Genomic DNA, 19356 nt, shown 5'->3' with positions numbered 1-19356 from the left:
CCGACAGGGTCAGCCGATGACGCGGACCTGTTCCGCTTGCGGCCCCTTGCGGCCCTGGGCGATCTCGAATTCCACCCGCTGGGTGTCCTCCAGATTGCGGAAGCCGTCGCCGCTGATAGAGCTGTAGTGGACGAAGACGTCCGGCCCGCCGTCCTCCTGTGCGATGAATCCGTAACCCTTCTCGGAGTTGAACCACTTCACGGTGCCCTGAGCCATATCGCCCGTCCTTGCGTGTCTTTGGGGTGCTGCGGGCCAGATCCTAAGGGCGGTACGCCAGATTTCCTCCCTATTAAGGCTGTTTTTCGCGCGAAGGAGTGGGGGGTTCCGCCGAGCTGACTAGCTCTCGTATCGTGGAAGAGTCTTTCCGAAACTTGTGGCTGGTTACCGTGTACCGGCTGGTAGGTGGGACGATCGGACAATGCGCAGGAGATTCAGGCTCCTGGGGCAGCGCATAGGGAAACAAGGGAAAGCAGAGGAAGTCGGCCATGGCAACGGCGCCTAGCGTCTCGTATTCGATGACGGTGCGACTGGAAGTTCCCGCGAGCGGCACCGCCGTCAGCCAGCTCACCACGGCCGTGGAGTCCTCCGGCGGGTCGGTCACCGGCCTCGACGTGACCGCTTCCGGCCACGAGAAACTCCGGATCGACGTCACCATCGCCGCGACGTCCACCTCGCACGCGGACGAGATCGTCCAGAAGCTGCGCGAGATCGAGGGCGTGTCGCTCGGCAAGGTCTCCGACCGTACGTTCCTGATGCACCTCGGCGGCAAGATCGAGATGTCGTCGAAGCACCCGATCCGCAACCGTGACGACCTGTCGATGGTCTACACGCCCGGTGTCGCCCGGGTCTGCCAGGCCATCGCCGACAACCCCGAGGACGCCCGCCGCCTGACCATCAAGCGCAACAGCGTCGCGGTGGTCACCGACGGCTCCGCCGTGCTCGGCCTGGGCAACATCGGCCCCAAGGCCGCGCTGCCCGTCATGGAGGGCAAGGCGGCCCTCTTCAAGCGCTTCGCGGGCATCGACGCCTGGCCGATCTGCCTGGACACCCAGGACTCCGACGCCATCGTGGAGATCGTCAAGGCCATCGCCCCAGGCTTCGCGGGCATCAACCTGGAGGACATCTCCGCGCCCCGCTGCTTCGAGATCGAGGCCCGGCTGCGCGAGGCCCTGGACATCCCGGTCTTCCACGACGACCAGCACGGCACCGCCATCGTGGTGCTCGCGGCCCTGACCAACGCGCTGCGCGTGGTCGGCAAGGCCATCGGCGACGTGCGCGTGGTGATGTCCGGCGCGGGCGCCGCCGGTACGGCCATCCTCAAGCTGCTGCTCGCCGCCGGCGTCAAGCACGCCGTCGTCGCCGACATCCACGGCGTGGTGCACGCGGGCCGCGACGACCTGGTCTCCGCCGACCCCGACTCGGCGCTGCGCTGGATCGCCGACAACACCAACCCCGAAGGCGTCACCGGCACGCTCAAGCAGGCCGTGGTCGGCGCTGACGTGTTCATCGGCGTCTCCGCCCCGAACGTACTGGCCGCCGAGGACGTGTCCCGGATGGCCGACGGCGCGATCGTCTTCGCACTCGCCAACCCCGACCCGGAGGTCGACCCGGCCGAGGCCCGGCAGACCGCCGCCGTCGTGGCCACGGGCCGCTCGGACTTCCCGAACCAGATCAACAACGTGCTGGTCTTCCCGGGTGTCTTCCGCGGCCTGCTGGACGCGCAGTCGCGTACGGTCAACGAGGAGATGATGCTGGCCGCGGCCGGTGCGCTCGCGGACGTCGTCCTGGAGGACGAGCTGAACGCGAACTACATCATCCCCAGCGTCTTCAACGACAAGGTGGCCGGCGCGGTCGCCGGAGCCGTCCGGGACGCCGCTCAGGCCGCCGGTGCGGCTGTGACGGCGACCACCACCGCCTGAGTACGGCGCGTCGCGCGTCACCGTGCCACCGGGGCCCCCATAGGGTGTCGGGCAGCGCAGGACCGGCCGCCACCCGGTGAGCGAGCCCCGGAACGTGGTGCGGAGTGTCACCGGAGCGTCACCTTTTCGAGGCGATGGCGCTCTTCGTGTGACCCTCCAGGGCGCCGGATTGGCTTTACCGCCGCAGGTGGGGGCAGGATGCGTTACCGGGCGCGAGGGTCTGAACAGCAGACCCGGGTCCGGGGACTGTCCGAGGGCCCTGGCAGCATCGGCTTCGCTGTGCTTGATATGCGGCTCCGCCGCGTGGCACGCCCATTGGCAAGAAGAACACGGGAGTAATACATGAACCGCAGTGAGCTGGTGGCCGCTCTGGCCGACCGTGCCGAGGTGACCCGCAAGGACGCCGACGCCGTTCTGGCCGCTTTCGCCGAGACCGTCGGCGAGATCGTTGCCAAGGGCGACGAGAAGGTCACCATCCCCGGCTTCCTCACCTTCGAGCGCACCCACCGTGCCGCTCGCACCGCGCGCAACCCGCAGACCGGCGACCCGATCCAGATCCCGGCCGGCTACAGCGTGAAGGTCTCCGCGGGCTCCAAGCTCAAGGAAGCCGCCAAGGGCAAGTGATCCGGCACCGTGCCTTCGGGACGACGGGGCACGGACCAGGTATCGCAGAAAAGGCAGCCACCCGCGCAGGGTGGCTGCCTTTCTCGTACGCGAACGGTCCCGGGCCACGGGACACGGCGCCGGAGCCGTTCGTACGACTCGTACGACGTACGGACGTGCGGTCCGAACACCGCCGTCAGCCCGGCTGTACGGCCACGTGAACGCCGAGGGGCGGCCACCCGGACCGGGTGGCCGCCCCTCGGCGTTCACGGCCCCACAGTCGGCGCTGCGGCCGTCGGGCGTTCAGGCCTGCTCGAGGCCGTCAGGTGCTCAGCTCTGCTTCGGGCCGTTCGGAAGCTCCACGTTGGCGCCGAGCGACACCAGCTTGTCCATGAAGTTCTCGTAGCCGCGGTTGATCAGGTCGATGCCGTGGACGCGGGACGTGCCCTGTGCCGCCAGCGCCGCGATCAGGTACGAGAAGCCGCCGCGCAGGTCGGGGATGACCAGGTCGGCGCCCTGGAGCTTGGTGGGGCCGCTGACGACGGCGGAGTGCAGGAAGTTGCGCTGGCCGAAGCGGCAGGCGGAGCCGCCCAGGCACTCGCGGTAGAGCTGGATGTGCGCGCCCATCTGGTTCAGCGCGGAGGTGAAGCCGAGCCGGGACTCGTACACCGTCTCGTGGACGATCGACAGGCCGGACGCCTGGGTCAGCGCGACCACCAGGGGCTGCTGCCAGTCGGTCTGGAAACCGGGGTGCACGTCGGTCTCCAGCGCGATGGCGCTCAGCGGGCCGCCCGGGTGCCAGAAGCGGATGCCGTCGTCGTCGACCTCGAAGGCGCCACCGACCCGGCGGTAGGTGTTCAGGAAGGTCATCATCTCGCGCTGCGAGGCACCGCGTACGTAGACCTGGCCCTCGGTGGCCAGCGCGGCGGACGCCCAGGAGGCGGCCTCCAGGCGGTCCGGGAGCGCCCGGTGGTTGTAGCCGCCGAGCTTGTCGACGCCGGTGATCCGGATGGTCCGGTCGGTGTCCATGGAGATGATCGCGCCCATTTTCTGCAGGACGCAGATCAGGTCCTCGATCTCCGGCTCCACCGCGGCGTTGGACAGCTCGGTGACGCCCTCCGCCAGCACGGCGGTCAGCAGTACCTGCTCCGTCGAGCCGACGGACGGGTACGGCAGCCGGATCTTGCAGCCTCGCAGCCGCTGCGGGGCCTCCAGGTACTGGCCGTCCGCGCGCTTCTCGATGACCGCGCCGAACTGGCGCAGCACGTCGAAGTGGAAGTCGACCGGCCGGCCGCCGATGTCGCAGCCGCCCAGGCCCGGGATGAAGGCGTGCCCGAGGCGGTGCAGCAGCGGGCCGCAGAAGAGGATCGGGATGCGCGAGGACCCGGCGTGCGCGTCGATGTCCGCGACGTTGGCGCTCTCCACGTGCGACGGGTCGAGGATCAGCTCTCCGGACTCGTCGCCCGGTCGTACGGTCACGCCGTGCAGCTGCAGCAGGCCGCGCACCACGCGCACGTCGCGGATGTCGGGCACGTTGCGCAGCCGGCTCGGCTCGCTGCCGAGCAGCGCGGCGACCATGGCCTTGGGCACGAGGTTCTTCGCGCCGCGGACCTTGATCTCGCCCTCCAGCGGGGTGCCGCCGTGGACAAGCAAAACGTCGTCGGTCATGGATCTCGCGTTCCTGGAGACGGACAGGGGCAAGCTGAAATGGTAAGGGCGGGACGGGGGTAGTCCGTAGGGTCGAGCAGGCCCCGCGCGTGTAATAGCTTTGTCACAACACGTACCGTTTATCTGCCGGAACGGACCGTGATGTGAGAGAGGGGCCGGATGCCGGGTCGGTCGCCGTACGTCCCGTCCGGCCGGAGTGCGCACATACAGGTGCGGCCAATGCCTCCCCGTACCGGCCCGAAGTGCGGGATCATGTCGCCATGACCGAGGTGTCCTCGCTCACAGGCCGGCTGCTCGTCGCGACCCCGGCGCTCGCCGACCCCAACTTCGACCGGGCCGTCGTGCTGCTCCTCGACCACGACGAGGAGGGCTCGCTCGGCGTGGTCCTGAACCGTCCCACACCCGTCGGTGTGGCGGACATCCTCCAGCCCTGGGCCGCCCTGGCCGGCGAGCCGGGCGTGGTCTTCCAGGGCGGACCGGTCTCGCTGGACTCCGCGCTCGGCGTCGCGGTGGTGCCGGGCGAGGCGGGCGAGCACGAGGGCGCCGCGGTCGCGGACGGCGCCGGGACCGACGGCGACGGCCCTTCCCCGAGTTCCCGGCTGCGCTCGAACAGGGGAGACCCCATCGGCTGGCGCCGCGTCCACGGCGCGATCGGCCTGGTCGACCTGGAGGCCCCGCCCGAGCTGCTCTCCGCCGAGCTCGGCTCCCTGCGGATCTTCGCAGGCTACGCGGGCTGGGGCCCGGGCCAGCTGGAGGAGGAGCTGGCGGAAGGCGCCTGGTACGTCGTCGAGTCCGAACCGGGCGACGTGTCGTCCCCGTCCCCTGAGCACCTCTGGCGCGCCGTCCTCCGCCGGCAGCGCAACGAACTCGCGATGGTGGCGACGTACCCGGACGACCCTTCGCTGAACTGAGACGGCCCTTCGGCGGCGGGGCGGTCCTTCGGCAGCGGGCGGGGCCCGGCCGGGGCGGGTGCCCGGGGGCCGCGCCCGGTTGTTCGACTTGGTACCGGCCGGGGCACCCGGTACGGCGCGCGCGTGAGTACCCTTGGCAGTTATGAGCACTCCCCTTGAGCCCGAGCGCGGGGCAGGTACCGGCACCCTCGTGGAGCCGACGCCACAGGTGTCGAACGGCGACGGTGACCACGAGCGCTTCGCCCATTACGTCCAGAAGGACAAGATCATGGCGAGCGCGCTGGACGGTACGCCCGTCGTCGCGCTCTGCGGCAAGGTCTGGGTTCCGGGCCGCGACCCGAAGAAGTACCCGGTCTGCCCCATGTGCAAGGAGATCTACGAGTCCATGGGCGCCGGTGGCGACAAGGACAAGGGCGGCAAGGACGGCGGCAAGAAGTAAGCCGCTGCCCGCCCCCTCGGTACGGTGACGCCCGGCCCGCTCCCCCGGAGGAGAGCGGGCCGGGCGTCCTGCGTGCGGGCGGTTCCCGTACAGGTGCTCCGTACGGGCAGCGGGCCGGGCGTACCGCGGCCCGCTGCGGCTCAGCCGTGGGCGCGCCGGCCGAGGTCGAAGATGCCGGCGCTGTCCGCGGCGGCGGTGCACAGGTTGGGGTAGCCGCGGACGATGAACGTGGCGTTGCCCTGCCAGATGCTCTTCGCGACGACCGTCACCGGCCGGTGGATCTTCGGACAGTTGCGGTTCAACGGCGGCAGCTTCTGAAAGTCGCCGTTCACCCGCGCCAGCGACCGGCAGGCCGAGTGCGGGCGGGGGTGGCTGCCGCCGACGGGGAAGCAGCGGAGGGTCGCCCGGGCGATCACCGGGCCGCCGGTGCCCTGGCCCGCATGGATGGCGATGCTCGCCTCGCGGGACGCCGCCTGCGTGGGGCCGGCGGCGGCCGGCGCCGCGGCCGCCGTGAGGGGCAGCAGGCCGACGGCGGCGACGGAGAGCAGGGCGGCGCGGATGCGTCTCTTGCGCAGGGACGGGTTCTTCGGCATGAGCGGATTCCTTACGATCGGCTGAAAGTTGGGTGAGACGGACATCTCGCCTCATGGATAGCCGCGCAGGGGCGCCGGGCGGCTGATTGTGGTCCGCCGGTGGCGTGTCGGGTGGCCGTCGCCGCGCTGCCGGCGCCGGTAACCGTCGCCGGGCCGCCGGGAGTTGCCGGCCGACGGGGGGCGCCGCTCCGGAGTGTTTCCAGGGCCGCCACCTGGACTTCTCTCCTGGTTTCCCGGAGGTGCGGTCCGGTGTGGCAGCCAAGTGCAAGGCGGGGCCTGTGTATGACGGTCCGTTACGCCCGCGGCGGACGGCGCGGCGGCGACGGCCCGCTCGGACGCCCGATCGACGGACCGCCCCCAAACGTGTGAGCCCCCCGAAAGGCGGGCGCGGTGCGGCCGGGGCCCTGGCACCGTGTACCCACGTCACGGCCCGTGCGGGCCGGTCCGGTAACGCCGAACACCAGGGCGGAACGCCCGTACGGACGGCCGCGCGGCGTCAAGTGGCGTCAAGCGCACGGTACGTGCCGTAACGCACAGTGCTTGAGAAAGGTGGCAATACGCTCTCTTCGGAGGTCCAGGACGGGGCGGGGCGAACCAGGAACTTCGCGCCGGTCGGTGACGGAACCTGCCTTCATGGACCCTCGCGTCGCGGGCCTGCGAAGATGTGCCAGAGTTGCCACGTCCGGGCCGTGAGCACGTACCGTACGGCGAGGCGGAACAGCACAGCCGGGACACCGGGGAAGGGGCAGCTGGGTTGACCACGCACGCACCGCAGGCGTCGCATTCCGTGACGTTGCCGGCCTCGCTCGACGAGGCCGTGGCGGCGCTGGCCGCCATGCCCGCCGCCGTGCCGGTGGCCGGTGGCACCGATCTGATGGCCGCCGTCAACTCCGGGCTGCTGCGCCCGGCGGCACTGGTCGGCCTGAACCGGATCAGTGAGATCCGCGGCTGGCAGTACCAGGACGGCCATGCGCTGCTCGGTGCGGGGCTCACCCTCGCCCGTATGGGGCGCCCCGACTTCGCGGCCCTGATCCCCGGCCTCGCCGCGGCGGCCCGGGCCGCCGGACCGCCGCAGATCCGCAACGCCGGGACGCTCGGCGGCAACATCGTCACGGCCGCGCCGACCGGCGACACCCTCCCGGTCCTCGCCGCCCTCGAAGCCACCGTGATCATCGCGGGCCCCGGCGGTGCCCGCCGTGAGGTCCCGGTCAGCCATCTGCTCGCCGGCATGGAGATGCTGCGCCCCGGTGAGATCGTCGGCTTCGTGCGCGTACCGCTGCTGCACGCGCCCCAGACCTTCCTCAAGGCCACCGGGCGGACGGGCCCGGGGCGCGCGGCCGCATCCGTCGCGCTGGTCCTCGATCCCGCACGCCGGGGCGTGCGCTGTGCGGTCGGCGCGGTCGCGATGATGCCGCTGCGCCCGCTGGAGGCCGAGCAGTGGGTGGCCTCCCTCATCGACTGGGACAACGACCGCGGCCTGGCCCCCGAAGCGCTGACCGCCTTCGGTGACTACGTGGCCGCCGCGTGCATCCCGGACCCCGCACCCCCGGAGGACGGTACGGAAGCGGCCCCCCTGCCACCCGCCGCCCTGCACCTGCGCCGTACGGTGGCAGCACTGGCGCGCCGAGCACTTGGGAGGGCGCTCTCGTGAGTGAGCGCAGCGAGCGAACCGACTACGGGCAGCGAACCGACGTGAACCGGCAGCGATCCATCCAGAGGCGCGCGCATCGCGCATGCGTGCCCGCCGAGCGAGCCGAGCGAAGCGAGGCCGGCGCATGAGTGACGGGGACACCCCGCGGCAGCCCCAGCACGGACAGGGCTGGGAGCCGCTGCCGCAGGGCGAGTACGACCAGGAGGCCACGGCCTTCGTCCAGCTGCCCGACGACCTGGAGGCGTACGGGCTGAACGGGGCGTACGGCTCGGGCGCCTACGGCGCGGGCGGTTACGCCCCCGGCGCGTACGGCGCGGCCATCTACGGGACGCAGGGCGCCGCCGGTACCGGTGAGGCGCACGGCGGGTACGGCGTACCGGGCGCGGGCCCGGAGGACGGCACGGGCGCCGCCGGCGTGTCCGGTTACGGCTACGGCGCGTCCGGCGCCGACCCGCTCGCGGCCCCCGGACACGGGTACATCCCGCCGGACCACTTCCCGGCAGCGGGCGACGGCGCGGCGGGCGCCGGTGACGCGGCGGGCGCCGGGGGCGCCGGTGCGGCGGCCTCGCCGTACGCGGCTCCGGCGGGCGGCGCGAGCACGGACCCCGCGGCGACCGGACAGTGGACGATGCCGTTCGTGGACCCGGCGGGGGACGCCCGGGCGGCCATGCAGTACGGCGGCGGGGCCCGGAACGGCGCCTCCGGAGACAGCGACGGACCGGACACGGTGGAGTGGCCGGTCGCGGGCGCGGCGGGCGCGACCGGGCAGCCGGGCGCGGACAGCGGCTTCGACGGCGGCGCGGGCTACGGCGCGGACGGGACGTTCGGCGCTGACGCCGGCCGGTGGGCGGTCCCCACGGCCGGTGACGAGGTGCTGGAGGAGTCCGGTGAGTACCTCGTCGGCGACGAGCGCCGGGGCCCGCACGGCGGCTACCCGGTCCACGGGGCCGACCAGGCCCGCCAGGCCCCCGCCGGTGCCCCTGACGCCACCGGCCACTGGAACTTCGCGGCGGGCCTCGGCGCGACGGCGGACGCGGCGCCTACAGACACGGCTGCGGACACGGCCCGGGATGCGGATGCTGCACCCGGTACGGGTGCTGCACCCGGTACGGATGCGGTGCCCGGCAGCGAGGACCAGGACGGCGGCGAGGGCCGGAGCGGTGGCGACGGCCAGGACGGCGGCGGCGCCGGGCCCGCGGGCGGGGCGGGGCTTCCGCAGCCCGCCGGGCCGCAGCACGTCGGCCCGTACCACGTAGGGCCGCACCCTGCCGCGCAGAGTGCGATGCAGCAGGGCGCGTACGGGGTGAGCGACGCACCGGGGGCGCCCGCTCCCGCCGTGCAGTGGCCGATGCCCGGTGACGTGCCTGCTCCGGTACCGGGCCTCGCGGGCCAGGCCCCGGCGGCGCACGGCGTGCCGCCGGTAGCGGGTGAGCAGTGGCCGAGCCCCGGTCGGAGCAGCCAACCGCCCTCCTACCAGAGCCTGTTCAGCACGCCGGGTGGCGGCGGCATCGCGGACGGTATCGCCCTCGCCGACGCCCTGGTCTCCGGCGGCCGCACCACCCCGAAGCCGCTGGCCGAGTCGGCCCCCGCGGAGCCGGGAACCGCCCCGGAGGACGAGCGGGCGGCGGCCCCGGTGGACAGCGAGCCGGAGACCCCGGAGGCGAGCGCCGAGACACGCCCCGAGGAGGAACCTGCCGGAGGGCCTGAGGGCGCTCAGGCGGAGGCCGCTTCGGGTGCGGTGACGGCTGCGTCTGAGGAGACGGCTGCGCCTGAGGAGACGGCTGCGCCTGAGGAGACGGTTCAGGCCGAGGAACCGGCCGCCGCCGAGGAACCGGCTGCCTCTGATGAGCCGGAGCCGGGCGTGTCCGAGGGGGTTGCCCCCGAGGCGGCTGCTCCGGGGGGCGCTGAGGCGCCTGAGGCGGCCCCCCAGGCGGCCCCCGAGGTGTCGGAGGCCGCCGAGGCCGACGCGCCGGAGAAGCCCGCCGGGAGCGACTCCCCGGCAGAGCCTGCCGGGACCGGGGCCGAGGCCGAGGGCGCGGCCGAGGCCGGGACCGAGGCGGAGAGCCAGGCCGAGGCCGGGGGCGATGCGGACACCGACGCCGGTGCTGACACCGACGCCGGTACCGGTACCGGCACCGACATCATTCCCGAGGACAGCCAGGAGTCCCAGGCCCCCCAGGAGGCCGAGAACGCGCCCCCGGAGGCCGCGGAGCCCACCGCCCCCGAGGCAGCCACCGCTGCCCCCGAAGAGGCCCCCACCGCCCCCGAGGAGGCGCTCGCCGCCGCTCCCCAGGAGGCGGCACCCGAGGCGCCTCCCGTGGACCCGGCCCCGCACGCCGACCTGGAGCACCCCCGCGCCTCCTACGTCCTGGCCGTGAACGGCATCGACCGCCCGGTCACGGACGCCTGGATCGGCGAGTCGCTGCTCTACGTCCTGCGGGAGCGGCTCGGCCTCGCGGGTGCCAAGGACGGCTGCTCCCAGGGCGAGTGCGGCGCCTGTTCCGTACAGGTCGACGGCCGTCTCGTGGCGTCCTGCCTGGTGCCCGCCGCGACCACGGCGGGCAGTGAGGTCCGTACGGTCGAGGGGCTGGCCAAGGACGGCGTGCCTTCCGACGTGCAGTGCGCGCTCGCCAAGTCCGGCGCGGTGCAGTGCGGCTTCTGCGTACCGGGCATGGCCATGACCGTGCACGACCTGCTGGAGGGCAACCACGCGCCCACCGAGCTGCAGGCCCGCCAGGCGCTGTGCGGCAACCTCTGCCGGTGCTCGGGCTATCGGGGCGTCCTGGACGCCGTGCAGGAGGTCGCCCGGGCCCGTGCCGAGGCGGCCCAGGCGGCGGCCGAGGCGCACGACCAGGAGCACGCCCGGCCGCAGGAGCCGGAGCAGGAACAGGAGCCGGAACAGCAGGAGCCGACCGCCCGGATCCCGCACCAGGCGGGCCCGGCCGACCCGGTCACGTACACCGAGGAGCGGTACACCGAGGGCCGGTACGCGGAAGGGCAGTACGCCGGGGAGCCGCACCCGGAGCCGCACCCCGAGAACGCGTACCCCGAGCAGCAGTCGTACGGTGACGGCCTCTCGTACGGCGACGAGCACCCGCACGGCGAAGACCGGTCGTACGGTGACGGTCAGTCGTACGCCGCCCCGGCCGACACGTATGCCGACGGGACGTACCCCGAAGGCACGTATCCCGAGGGCACGTACTCAGAGGGGACGTACCCCGACGGCACCTACGGTGACGGCGGCTATCCCGAAGGCGGGTACGCCGACAGCGCCCCGTACCCCGAAGGCGCCCCGTACCCCGAAGGCGTGCCCACGGCAGACCAGTACGCCACTCCGGGGTTCACCGGCGACCCGTACGGCACCACCGACCCGTACGCCGGGCAGGGGCCCGCGTACAACGGCGACCCGTACGCCACGCACGACTCCTACGGCCGTGACGCCCTGGCCGGTCACGACTCCTACGGTCACGACGCCCTCGGCGGTCATGACTCGTACGGCCGTGACGCCCTCGGGGGCCAGGACGCGCTGATCGAGGACCTGGACCCGGACCTCGGCCCGCACCCGGACCCCCACGCGCACCACCGTCCCCACCACCCCCACGACCCGAACACCCAGGGCCCGGGGGCCGACCCGCAATCGGGAGGCCTCGCATGACCGGTACGAACGAGGGCGCCGGCTCCGTCACCGTCACGGCCGCCCCCGGCAGCGCCCCGGCCGCCGAGGCCGAGCCGCTGCCGCACGGCCTGGGCGTCTCGCTGCCGTCCGCCGACGCCCCCGCCAAGACCCAGGGCACCTTCCCGTACGCGGCCGACCTGTGGGCCGAGGGACTGCTCTGGGCCGCCATCCTGCGCTCCCCGCACCCCCGCGCCCGCATCCTGTCGATCGACACCGGACAGGCCGCCGAGATGCCGGGCGTACGGGCCGTCGTGACGCACGAGGACGTGCCCGGGGACGCCGGGCACGGCCGCGGCACGCCCGACCGGCCGGTCTTCGCCAAGGACGAGGTGCGCCACCACGGCGAGCCGATCGCCGCGATCGCCGCCGACCACCCCGACACCGCCCGGCTCGCGGCCGCCGCGATCGCCGTCGAGTACGAGGTGCTGGAGCCGGTCACCGACCCGCAACTCGCCTTCGAGGCGGAGCCGTTGCACCCGGACGGCAACCTCGTGCGGCACATCCCGCTGCGCTTCGGGGACGCGGAGGCGACCGGTGAGGTCGTCGTCGAGGGGCTGTACCGCATCGGCCGCCAGGACCCGGCGCCCATCGGTGCCGAGGCCGGGCTCGCCGTGCCCCGCCCCGACGGCGGCGTGGAGATCTACACCGCCGCCACCGACCCGCACACCGACCGTGACCTCGCCGCCGCCTGCTTCGGGCTGCCGCAGGACAAGGTCAAGGTCGTGGTGACCGGGGTACCCGGTGCGACGGCCGACCGCGAGGATCCGGGCATTCAGCTCCCGCTGGGCCTGCTGGCCCTCCGTACCGGCTGCCCGGTCAAGCTGGCCGCGACCCGCGAGGAGTCCTTCCTCTCGCACGCCCACCGGCACCCGACCATCCTCCGGTACCGCCACCACGCCGACGCCGACGGCAAGTTGGTGAAGGTCGAGGCGCAGATCCTGATGGACGCGGGCGCGTACGCCGACACCTCGGCCGACGCGCTGGCTGCGGCCGTCTCCTTCGCGTGCGGCCCCTACGTCGTCCCGCACGCCTTCGTGGAGGGCTGGGCCGTACGGACGAACAACCCGCCCGCCGGGCACCTGCGCGGCGAGGGCGCGATGCAGGTCTGCGCCGCGTACGAGGGCCAGATGGACAAGCTGGCGGCGAAGCTGGGCCTGGACCCGGCCGAGCTCCGGCTGCGCAACGTCATGGCCACCGGCGACATCCTGCCCACGTCCCAGACCGTGACCTGCCCCGCGCCGGTCGCCGAACTGCTCCAGGCGGTGAAGGACGCCCCCCTGCCCGACCTGCCGAAGGACGCGCCGCAGGAGGAGTGGTTGCTGCCCGGCGGGCCGGAGGGCGCGGGCGAGCCGTCCGCCGTCCGCCGCGGAGTCGGGTACGGCATCGGCATGGTCCACATGCTCGGCGCGGAGGGCGCGGACGAGGTCTCCACGGCCACGGTCAAGGTCAACGGCTCGGTGGCGACGGTCATCTGCGCGGCGGTGGAGACCGGTTCGGGTTTCTCCACCCTCGCCCGGCAGATCGTCCAGGAGACCCTGGGCGTCGAAGAGGTGCACGTCGCGGCGGTCGACACCGACCAGCCGTCGGCCGGCGCCGCCTGCCACAGCCGCCACACCTGGGTCTCGGGCGGCGCGGTCGAGCGCGCCGCCAAGATGGTCCGCACCCAGCTGCTCCAGCCGCTGGCGCACAAGTTCGGCATGTCCACCGAACTGCTCCAGATCTCCGACGGGAAGATCACCTCGTACGACGGCGTGCTCAGCACCACCGTCGCCGAGGCCCTGGACGGCAAGGAGCTGTGGGCCACGGCGCAGTGCCGCCCGCACCCCACCGAACCGCTCGACGAGACGGGCCAGGGCGACGCCTTCGTGGGCCTCGCCTTCTGCGCGATCCGCTGCGTGGCGGACGTCGACATCGAGCTCGGCACGATCCGCGTCGTCGAGATGTCCGTCGCCCAGGACGTCGGCCGGGTACTGAACCCCGCCCAGCTCCGCGCGCGCATCGAGGCGGGCGTCACGCAGGGCCTGGGGGCCGCCCTGATGGAGAACCTCCGCACCACCCGCGGCCTGGTCCGCCACCCCGACCTGACCGGCTACCCGCTCCCCACGTCCCTCGACGCCCCTGACATCCGCATCGTCAAGCTCATCGAGGAACGCGACGTGGTGGCCCCCTTCGGTGCCAAGCCGGTATCGGCGGCCCCCGTCGTCGCGGCCCCGGCCGCGGTGGCCTCCGCCGTCCGCGCGGCCACCGGCCGGCCCATAGGCCGCCTCCCCATCCGCCCCCAGGCCGCGGCCCTCACCCCGCTCAGCTGAAGGCCCGCGGACCCGTCACGCCCGGGGCGGCGCGGAACGGTCAACCACCCTCCGCGCCGCCCTCGGCGTGCGGACCGGCCGTCGGGTGATGCGGGTCCTCCCCGGCCATCTCCTGGGCGACCTCCGTCTCACGCCGGTCCTTGTCCGGCTTCTCCAGCTCGTCCTCGTCGACACCCTCCACGGCGTCGCTACTGGACCCACCAGGCCCGTACGTCTCACCCACCGGTCACTCCTCCCGGCCGACAACAGATCGTCCAGCCGACGGGTACCGCGATCGGCCGCCGGTCATGTCCGGTCACCGGAGGTCACCCCAGATAGGGTGACCTCCGCTCTTCCAGGCAGTGGAGCAGCCGAAGGCGCTGCGTACGGTGCATGGGCAACTGCGCGATCTCCTCACGGCCGGCCCAGCGCAGCTCGGTGGACTCGTCCGACATCGCGAGCTCTCCACCCACCACACGAGCCGTGAACACGGCAGCAAACTGCCGCCGCGCCTTTCCATCGCTGTACGCGATCACATGCCGCGGATCGGTGTACGTACCGACGAGCCCAGTGATCTCCACATCCAGCCCCACCGGGCAGGGCCCACAATCCACTGTCGGCCCGCTTCTGCAGCAGAATCCGGCCCGCGTCATCGGTCACCACGGCTGAGGCGGCCACCACCAGGCGGTTCGGTTTCGGAGCGTCGGGATCGTCGTAGTACTCGGTACGAGCCATGCGTCTCTCACTCCCTGACCGGCCGCGCGGTCTCCCACACAGCCTCGAAGCTCTCGGCGTACGTCCGGAACATCCGGCCGCCGTCGGACCGACGCGGATGCCAGACAGGAGCCGCGTAAGCATTGACTCCCCGCACATGCGCATTGACGAGCACCTCGTCGTCCGCCCGATAGATGCTGTTGTGGAGAGTCGTCCGATGGGTGCGGACCTCGATTCCGGCCTCTGCGGCCAGCGGGCGGTAGTGCATGAGAGCCAGCCGGCACCGCGACTCGATGCCGTGCCCGAACTTCTCTTCCTCACCCCGTTGCCGGATGTGCTCACTGTCTGCGTCACCCAGCGCGATGCGCACCGCACACCCTTCGCCGGCCCGTTCTTTGAGGAGGTCACTGAGGCGCGGATGCGTTTCGTGCAGGAAGATCGCCGCATACACCAGGATGTCGATGCGTTCCCGTGCCTGCATGAGGAGATCGATGAACGCCGACACCGGTACGTCGGCCCGCTGCTCATAAAGGGCCACCAGCTCAGGGCTGACGGCCCGCGCAGACCGCGCTTGCCGCAGGGCAGGCCGGAGTGCGTGCACATCTTCCCCTAGCGTCTCGGCGGCGCGCAGAGCTGTCACGCGCCGGGGTGTCCGGCCGAGATCGACCCAGCGCTCAACCGGCTTGGGATCTCTTCCGACTTCCCCAGCAAGGCCGGCGTGCGTCCAGCCACCGGCCGACATGGCGGCCCGTAACCTCTCGTTGGCAGTCACCGCAGTCCCTCCCCACATGCCGGGACGTAGCCAGGGACGTTCCGCACCCGCTCGGACGTCCCGAAGTGGGGAATGTACGAGGTTCCTTCGTCCCGGTGAGCGGGTCCACGATCGCGCCATGACCGAAGAGCCGGAGGACGCGGCTGAGGTGACGTGGGCGGTCGTCGGGAGGGACGTCATGTGCGGGGTGTGCGTCGCCTTGCGGCGGCAGAGAGGCCTCGCGATCCAGGAGTACGACCGGTCCAGGGAAGTGGACCTCCGGGTGCTGACCCGCAGGCACATGCGCGAGCAGCACGGACAGGAGCTGCCGTTCCCCTGGTAGGGGCTGAGCGGGGCTGGTACGCGTATGCGTACCAGCCCCAGGGGGGAGGCCGTGGCGGGAATCGAACCCGCGTAACTCGCTTTGCAGGCGAGTCCCTGAACCACTCGGGCACACGGCCGGGGTGAAGCGGTGTCCTGACCTTAGGCCGCGGGGCGGGGGAGGGGGCAAGGGGCAGGCGGGGGTGGACACAAGGTTGCAATACGGGCTTCATGTATCCGGAGACATCCGGTCGATGGGTCCGGTCGATGGGACCGCTCGATGGGTCCGGTCGATGGGACCGCTCGATGGGTCCGCTCGATGGGTCCGGTCGGTGCGTGTTCGGTGGAGGGCGGTGTGCTGTCGTGCAGGGGCGGGGCGGACAGCCGTTCCGCCCCGCCCCGGTGCGCTGCGCTCAGCCGGCGGTGTTCGTGTGCCAGATGGCCTTGCCCTGGTGGTAGATGACCACGTTGCCGTCGTCCTGGACGACGAGTTCGGCTCCGGGGTTGCCGTTGGTGTCGGAAGCCCAGACCGGTGACTGGTCGTCGGCGTAGACGACGAGGTTGCCGTCGCCCTGCATGATGGCGTACTCGCCGCGGGGGTGGGCCCCCTCGCCCTGCCAGGCGGCCTTGCCGTTGCGGTAGACGCAGAAGTTGCCGTCCTCCTGAAGCCGCAGGAGGGTGCTGCCGTCTCCGGACGTCCATGCCATGTTCCGGGAAATCCTGGACTCCGGGGGGAAGGTCGCGTTCGCCAAAACCCTGCCTCTTTCAGGTCGTGACCGGGGACGCTCCCCGGTGCTCCGCCACGCTAGGCCCGACGAGTCGGGACGGTTCATAGGAAAAAACGTCATCTCGATCAAGTGGTGGAGAGAGGGAGAAGAAGGGGGAAATGGCGCCATTCGTACAGGGAGTGAGGAGGGCGCTCCGCCTGTCGGGGGTCTGGGCTCACCTGCGGGTTCGCCGTGGAGCGGCCGGGGCCTTGGCTTGCTCGTGGCAGGTGGGGGAGTGCGTGCCCTGACGGGATCATGTGCCTACGGAGCTGCTGTACGGGCTCTGTTCGAGACTCTGGCGGTGCGGACCGGCCCCCTCGGGCCGGCTGCGGGCGGTGATTCTGGCGTGTGTGCGGCCTTGTGGCGGCCGTCGATTCCGTGTCCGGGCCCCCCGGACCCGTACCGCGTCGGTACGGCTGTCCCGGCCGCCTCAGTCGCCCGTCCGCAGGAACTCCTCCACCAGGGGACGGAACTGATCCGGCTCGTCGACCCAGGGGTAGTGGCCGACCAGGTGGAGGGGGCGGAGCCGGGCGTTGGGGAAGGAGGCGGCGACCAGCTCGCCGGCGCGCATGCCGGAGAGGGCGTCGCGGTCGCCGGTGACGACCAGGACCGGGCAGGTGACGTTCCGGAGCGCGGCCAGGAGCGCTTCACGGGTGCGGTCCTCGACGGCCTGCCAGAAGCCGGCGCGGGGAACGGGGTTGAGCTGGCCGCCCTCGGCCGCGGCGTGGGCGCGCTGGGGCTCGTCCCAGCGGCCGTACGCCAGGGGCGCCGCACGGAGGAGCAGGCCGCGTACCTCGTCCATGTCGCCGGTCTCGGCGAGGCGCTGGACGGCGACGGAGGCGTCCGGCCACCAGTCCTCGTGGGCGCGGGACTCGAAGATCTCGCGGGCGTCGTCGGGGAGTTCGCCCTGGAGGCGGGAGCCGGGGCAGACCAGGACCAGGCGGCTCAGCCGGTCCGGGTAGGCGGCCGCGTACGCCTGGGCGGTGGCTGCGGCGGCACTGTGTGCGAGGAGAGCGAAGCGTTCCAGGCCGAGGTGGGTGCGGAGCGCCTCCAGGTCCTCGGCGAGGCGGGGGAAGGCGTACGCGGCGGGGTCCTCGGCGGGCGGGGAGCCGCCGGTGCCGCGGCTGTCCGGGACGATCAGCCGGCGGTCCGCGTCGAGGCCGCCCAGGTCGCCCAGGTACGTGGCGTCCCGGGCGGGGCCGCCGGCCAGGCAGACCAGGGGCGGGAGCCCGGAGTCCGGCGGGCCGAGGAGGCGGTAGTGCAGTTCGGTGCCGTCGTACGAGCGGTAGTGGGGCATGGGGGAAGTGTGCCGGATCGGACGGCCGGACCGGCGTGGCGACCGGCGCGTCGTAGGACCAGCGGCGGACGGGAATTCGGGCGAACGACAGGGGCGTACCTGTCGCGTGGCACTTACTGTGGCGGGATGACCACCGCCGAACCGCGCGACAGTGACGTCGCCGCCCCCGAGACCACCACACCCGCACCCGCACCCGCCACCGGCGGCCCCGCAGACGGACGGGGGGACGGTCCGGCGGAAGGCAGTGGAGGCGGACGGGGGGACGGTCCGGCGGAACGCGGCGAAGGCGGCGTGCTGGGCCGTACGTACCGTGCCCTCACACTCGGCATCATCTCCGTCGTCTCGCTGATCGCCTTCGAGGCGAGCGCGGTGAACACGGCGATGCCGGTGGCCGCGCGGGCGCTGGACGGGATCGAGCTGTACGCGTTCGCGTTCTCCGCCTACTTCACGGCGAGTCTGTTCGCGATGGCGCTGTCGGGCGCGTGGTGCGACCGGAACGGGCCGCTCGTGCCGCTGTTCAGCGGGATCTTCGTCTTCGGCGGCGGGCTCGTCCTGGCGGGGGCCGCGCCCACGATGTGGCTGTTCGTGGCGGGGCGCGCGGTGCAGGGGCTGGGCGGCGGGCTGGTGATCGTCGCGTTGTACGTGGTGGTGGGGCGTGCGTATCCGGAGCGGTTGCGGCCCGCGGTGCTGGCGTCGTTCTCGGCGGCCTGGGTGCTGCCGGTGATCGTCGGCCCGGTCGTGTCGGGCACGGTCACCGAGCACGTGGGATGGCGCTGGGTCTTCCTCTCGATACCGGTGCTGGTGCTGCTGCCGCTCGCCGTGATGCTGCCGGCGCTGCGCAAGCTGCCCCGTACCGAGGAGGGCGCGGCGCCGCTGGACCGCCGCCGCATCCTGCTCGCGCTCGCCGTGGCCGCCGGTGCCGGGCTGCTCCAGTACGCGGGACAGGACCTGCGCCCGCTCGCGCTGCTGCCCGCCGCCGCGGGGCTGGCGCTGCTCGTGCCCGCGGTACTGCGGCTGCTGCCGAAGGGGACCTTCAGGGCGGCGCGCGGGCTGCCCTCCGTCGTCCTCATCCGCGGGCTCGCGGCCGGCGCGCTGCTCGCCGCGGAGAGCTTCGTGCCGCTGATGCTGGTGACCCAGCGGGGGCTGAGCCCGACGCTGGCGGGGCTCTCGCTCACCGGCGGCGGGCTCACGTGGGCGCTCGGCTCGTACACGCAGAGCCGTCCGCGGCTGGAGCGGTACCGCGAGCGGCTGATGTGCGTCGGGATGCTGCTGATGGCCCTGGCCGTCGCCCTGGTGCCGCTGGCGCTCGTCGAGGCCGTGCCGGCGGCCGTCGTGGCGGGTGCCTGGATCATCGCCGGGTTCGGGATGGGGCTGACGATCTCCAGTGGGAGTGTGCTGCTGCTCAAGCTCTCGCGGCCGGAGGACGCGGGGCGGAACTCCGCCTCGCTCCAGGTGTCCGACGCGCTGGGCAACATCGTCTTCGTCGGCCTGAGCGGCATCCTCTTCGTCGCCTTCGGCGGCGGCGCGGTCACCACGGCCCACCCCGGCGCGCACGCCGGTGCTTCCACCGCCGCGCACCCGGCCGCCTTCGCCGTCGTCTTCGCCGCGATGTCCCTGGTCGCACTGGCGGGCGCGTACGTGGCGACCCGGCTGCGGCCCGCGCCGGAGGCCGGACCGGCGACCGGACCGGCACCCGGCCCCGCGGTGTGAGCTGAGTCGCACCCGCTCCGCCGCCCGGCCGGAAATCCGCGACGCGCG

15 protein-coding genes, 1 tRNA gene and 2 pseudogenes are annotated in these 19356 nt (G+C 72.8%); 9 read left to right on the top strand and 9 right to left on the bottom strand.

All coding sequences use genetic code 11. From position 1 onward, the window contains the following. Positions 1–9: 9 nt before the first annotated feature. On the bottom strand, positions 10–216 hold the full coding sequence (locus AAC944_RS14785) for a cold-shock protein (RefSeq protein ID WP_030250355.1): 207 nt from the start codon (positions 214–216) through the stop codon (positions 10–12). A 269-nt stretch (positions 217–485) separates the two neighbouring features. Between AAC944_RS14785 and AAC944_RS14780 the strand changes: the two genes are divergently transcribed. Both AAC944_RS14780 and AAC944_RS14775 read left to right on the top strand, forming a co-directional pair. Beyond that, positions 486–1919 carry an NAD-dependent malic enzyme gene (locus tag AAC944_RS14780; RefSeq protein ID WP_030614467.1) on the top strand — a complete coding sequence of 478 codons (1434 nt, stop codon included), beginning with the start codon at positions 486–488 and terminating at the stop codon, positions 1917–1919. Between the two features lie 342 nt (positions 1920–2261). Further along, positions 2262–2543, top strand: coding sequence for an HU family DNA-binding protein (locus AAC944_RS14775; RefSeq protein ID WP_007382399.1), 282 nt, complete (start codon positions 2262–2264; stop codon positions 2541–2543). Positions 2544–2852: 309 nt separating this feature from the next. On the opposite strand, the gene murA is transcribed toward AAC944_RS14775, so the two are convergent. Continuing rightward, positions 2853–4190, bottom strand: coding sequence for a UDP-N-acetylglucosamine 1-carboxyvinyltransferase (gene murA, locus AAC944_RS14770; protein ID WP_030614462.1), 1338 nt, complete (start codon positions 4188–4190; stop codon positions 2853–2855). 260 nt (positions 4191–4450) lie between these two features. Here murA and AAC944_RS14765 point away from each other — a divergent pair, with 260 nt between their 5' ends. Next, a complete protein-coding gene (locus AAC944_RS14765; protein WP_030614460.1) occupies positions 4451–5101 on the top strand; it encodes a YqgE/AlgH family protein in 651 nt (216 codons plus the stop codon). 142 nt (positions 5102–5243) lie between these two features. After that, positions 5244–5540, top strand: coding sequence for a DUF3039 domain-containing protein (locus AAC944_RS14760; RefSeq protein ID WP_078888553.1), 297 nt, complete (start codon positions 5244–5246; stop codon positions 5538–5540). Positions 5541–5680: 140 nt separating this feature from the next. On the opposite strand, the gene AAC944_RS14755 is transcribed toward AAC944_RS14760, so the two are convergent. After that, on the bottom strand, positions 5681–6133 hold the full coding sequence (locus tag AAC944_RS14755) for an SSI family serine proteinase inhibitor (RefSeq protein ID WP_051871728.1): 453 nt from the start codon (positions 6131–6133) through the stop codon (positions 5681–5683). A 754-nt stretch (positions 6134–6887) separates the two neighbouring features. Here AAC944_RS14755 and AAC944_RS14750 point away from each other — a divergent pair. The 3 genes and pseudogenes from AAC944_RS14750 (at position 6888) to AAC944_RS14740 (ending at position 13769) form a co-directional block, all read left to right on the top strand. Further along, positions 6888–7784, top strand: coding sequence for an FAD binding domain-containing protein (locus tag AAC944_RS14750; protein WP_030614451.1), 897 nt, complete (start codon positions 6888–6890; stop codon positions 7782–7784). Positions 7785–9654: 1870 nt separating this feature from the next. Beyond that, a pseudogene (locus AAC944_RS36510) lies at positions 9655–10725 on the top strand ((2Fe-2S)-binding protein); the annotation flags it as partial. A 710-nt stretch (positions 10726–11435) separates the two neighbouring features. Continuing rightward, complete coding sequence (locus tag AAC944_RS14740) at positions 11436–13769, top strand: xanthine dehydrogenase family protein molybdopterin-binding subunit (RefSeq protein WP_030614446.1); 2334 nt, start codon at positions 11436–11438, stop codon at positions 13767–13769. 40 nt (positions 13770–13809) lie between these two features. Here AAC944_RS14740 and AAC944_RS14735 read toward each other — a convergent pair whose 3' ends face one another. The 3 genes and pseudogenes from AAC944_RS14735 to AAC944_RS14725 form a co-directional block, all read right to left on the bottom strand. Further along, complete coding sequence (locus tag AAC944_RS14735) at positions 13810–13992, bottom strand: hypothetical protein (protein WP_196942987.1); 183 nt, start codon at positions 13990–13992, stop codon at positions 13810–13812. 82 nt (positions 13993–14074) lie between these two features. Continuing rightward, positions 14075–14483 (bottom strand): annotated as a pseudogene (locus AAC944_RS14730) (NUDIX hydrolase). Between the two features lie 7 nt (positions 14484–14490). Next, positions 14491–15204: a phospholipase D-like domain-containing protein gene (locus tag AAC944_RS14725; RefSeq protein WP_030614443.1), complete on the bottom strand. Its 714-nt coding sequence runs from the start codon at positions 15202–15204 to the stop codon at positions 14491–14493. Positions 15205–15352: 148 nt separating this feature from the next. On the opposite strand from AAC944_RS14725, the gene AAC944_RS14720 reads away from it, so the two are divergent. Further along, the gene (locus tag AAC944_RS14720; RefSeq protein ID WP_030614440.1) at positions 15353–15556 is read left to right on the top strand and encodes a hypothetical protein; all 204 of its coding nucleotides are present in this window, start codon (positions 15353–15355) and stop codon (positions 15554–15556) included. A 46-nt stretch (positions 15557–15602) separates the two neighbouring features. On the opposite strand, the gene AAC944_RS14715 is transcribed toward AAC944_RS14720, so the two are convergent. From AAC944_RS14715 to AAC944_RS14705, 3 genes are all read right to left on the bottom strand, one after another. Then, positions 15603–15674, bottom strand: a tRNA-Cys gene (locus AAC944_RS14715). Positions 15675–15947: 273 nt separating this feature from the next. After that, positions 15948–16241: a hypothetical protein gene (locus AAC944_RS14710; protein WP_051871726.1), complete on the bottom strand. Its 294-nt coding sequence runs from the start codon at positions 16239–16241 to the stop codon at positions 15948–15950. Positions 16242–16731: 490 nt separating this feature from the next. Continuing rightward, positions 16732–17598, bottom strand: coding sequence for an alpha/beta fold hydrolase (locus AAC944_RS14705; protein ID WP_030614434.1), 867 nt, complete (start codon positions 17596–17598; stop codon positions 16732–16734). 126 nt (positions 17599–17724) lie between these two features. Between AAC944_RS14705 and AAC944_RS14700 the strand changes: the two genes are divergently transcribed. Next, on the top strand, positions 17725–19308 hold the full coding sequence (locus tag AAC944_RS14700; protein ID WP_051871725.1) for an MFS transporter: 1584 nt from the start codon (positions 17725–17727) through the stop codon (positions 19306–19308). Positions 19309–19356 lie beyond the last annotated feature (48 nt).

Source organism: Streptomyces sclerotialus (assembly GCF_040907265.1).
Classification (GTDB): domain Bacteria; phylum Actinomycetota; class Actinomycetes; order Streptomycetales; family Streptomycetaceae; genus Streptomyces; species Streptomyces sclerotialus.
The sequence above is the reverse complement of the archived record's forward strand: the minus strand, read 5'-3'. Positions and strand labels throughout refer to the sequence as shown.